Raw genomic sequence first — 1,617 nt, forward strand, 5'->3', positions numbered from 1 at the left:
TATTTCCGCATACACTTATGCAGTTGGCGGAATTATATAGATTATTAGCTTAAAAATAGATTAAAATGAAATCTTTTTATATGGGTGCGTGTAGAAAAGTAATCTAGGATAAAATTTAACTTATTTCTTTACTTAGTTTTTGAGCCAAAGAGCGCAAGTCGCGCTCCTGCTGATAGTTTTCATAGCATTTTTGGACAAAGGCGCTTAGTAGCTCTTTGACGTCGAGATACTTTTTACCTCCGGTAAAGGTCTCCCACTCTTTTTCAAAATTTTGGGCAAAGTCGTCCTCGAGGCTGATGTTGTAGAATGTGGAAGCTATTTTTACCGTTATTTTTTTCATCGTTTACTTATTTTCCCAGTACCGCTTCGATCTTGCGGATAACGTCGTCGCTCTCGGTATTTTTGGTTCTTAGGTCTTCTTCTAGGCGGGCGATTTGATTTGTTTTGGCTTCGTTTTGGGCTTTGACGCTGATTAGTTCGTTGCGTAGAGACTCGTTTTCTTCGCAGATTTCGTTATATCTAGCCAGCAGGTCGTTTACCTTGTCGGTTAGGGTGTTTAGTACTTTATCGTTATCAAACATCTTTTTCCTTAGTTTTGGTATAATTTTACGTAATTGTAACAAAAAAAGCTGATTTTTAAGGTAAAAAATGAAAAATTTTGAAATTTCGTCCAAATTTAGCCCAAGCGAGGATCAGGCCCGCGCAGCCCAAAATATCGTAGCCTCCGTAAGATCGGGCAATAAATACCAAACGCTTCTAGGCGTCACGGGCTCAGGCAAGACATTTACGATGGCAAACGTGATAAAAGAACTAAATATGCCCACGCTAATAATGACGCACAACAAATCCCTCGCCGCGCAGCTTTATAGCGAATTTAAGGGCTTTTTCCCTAAAAACCACGTGGAGTATTTTATCAGTTACTACGACTACTATCAGCCCGAGGCCTACATCCCGCGCCAAGACCTTTTCATCGAAAAAGATAGCTCCGTAAACGAAGAACTCGAGCGTCTGCGCCTCTCTGCGACGGCCAGTTTGCTCAGCTTTGACGACGTCGTGTGCGTGGCGTCAGTGTCGGCCAACTACGGCTTAGGTAATCCTAGCGAATACCAAGGCATGGTCGCATACCTAAACGTCGGTGAAAAAATCAACCAGCGCGCGCTACTGCAAAAGCTAGTGGATATGGGCTACAAGCGAAACGATAACTACTTCGACCGAGGCGACTTTCGCGTAAACGGCGACGTAGTGGACGTCTATCCCGCATATTGGGGAGACGAAGCGCTTCGCATCGAGTTTTTCGGCGACGAGATCGACGCGATGTATCACTTTGACGTACTGGAAAACAAAAAGCTAAAAGACGTGGGTAAATTTACGCTCTATGCCACGAGTCAGTTTATCGTGGGCGCAGACCGCCTAAAAATCGCGATCAAACAGATAGAAGAGGAGCTAGAAGAGCGGCTAAAAGAATTTAACGATCAAGGTAAGCTCGTAGAGGCTCAGCGCCTAAAACAGCGAGTGGAGTTTGACCTAGAGATGATGAGCAGTACGGGCATGTGCAAAGGCATCGAAAACTACGCGCGCCACCTAACGGGGCAAAAGCCCGGAGAGACGCCATACTCG

At 44.7% G+C, this 1,617-nt stretch carries 3 protein-coding genes; 1 reads left to right on the forward strand and 2 read right to left on the reverse strand.

The window, feature by feature from the left end; genetic code table 11:
- Positions 1–115 precede the first annotated feature (115 nt).
- Positions 116–340: a hypothetical protein gene (locus Q0546_RS08970; RefSeq protein ID WP_298792344.1), complete on the reverse strand. Its 225-nt coding sequence runs from the start codon at positions 338–340 to the stop codon at positions 116–118.
- Between the two features lie 7 nt (positions 341–347).
- Complete coding sequence (locus tag Q0546_RS08975; protein WP_002946661.1) at positions 348–581, reverse strand: hypothetical protein; 234 nt, start codon at positions 579–581, stop codon at positions 348–350.
- Positions 582–648: 67 nt separating this feature from the next.
- Here Q0546_RS08975 and Q0546_RS08980 point away from each other — a divergent pair.
- Positions 649–1,617, forward strand: a 969-nt coding sequence (locus Q0546_RS08980) for a DEAD/DEAH box helicase family protein (protein WP_298792345.1), incomplete at its 3' end; no start/stop codon positions are given.

The organism is uncultured Campylobacter sp., from assembly GCF_937997465.1.
Taxonomy (GTDB): Bacteria; Campylobacterota; Campylobacteria; order Campylobacterales; family Campylobacteraceae; genus Campylobacter_A.

What these genes read in the sequence shown, in the direction of transcription:
- Q0546_RS08975 (WP_002946661.1), bottom strand. Translation starts at nt 581, where the DNA reads ATGTTTGATAACGATAAAGTACTAAACACCCTAACCGACAAGGTAAAC.
- Q0546_RS08970 (WP_298792344.1), bottom strand. Translation starts at nt 340, where the DNA reads ATGAAAAAAATAACGGTAAAAATAGCTTCCACATTCTACAACATCAGC.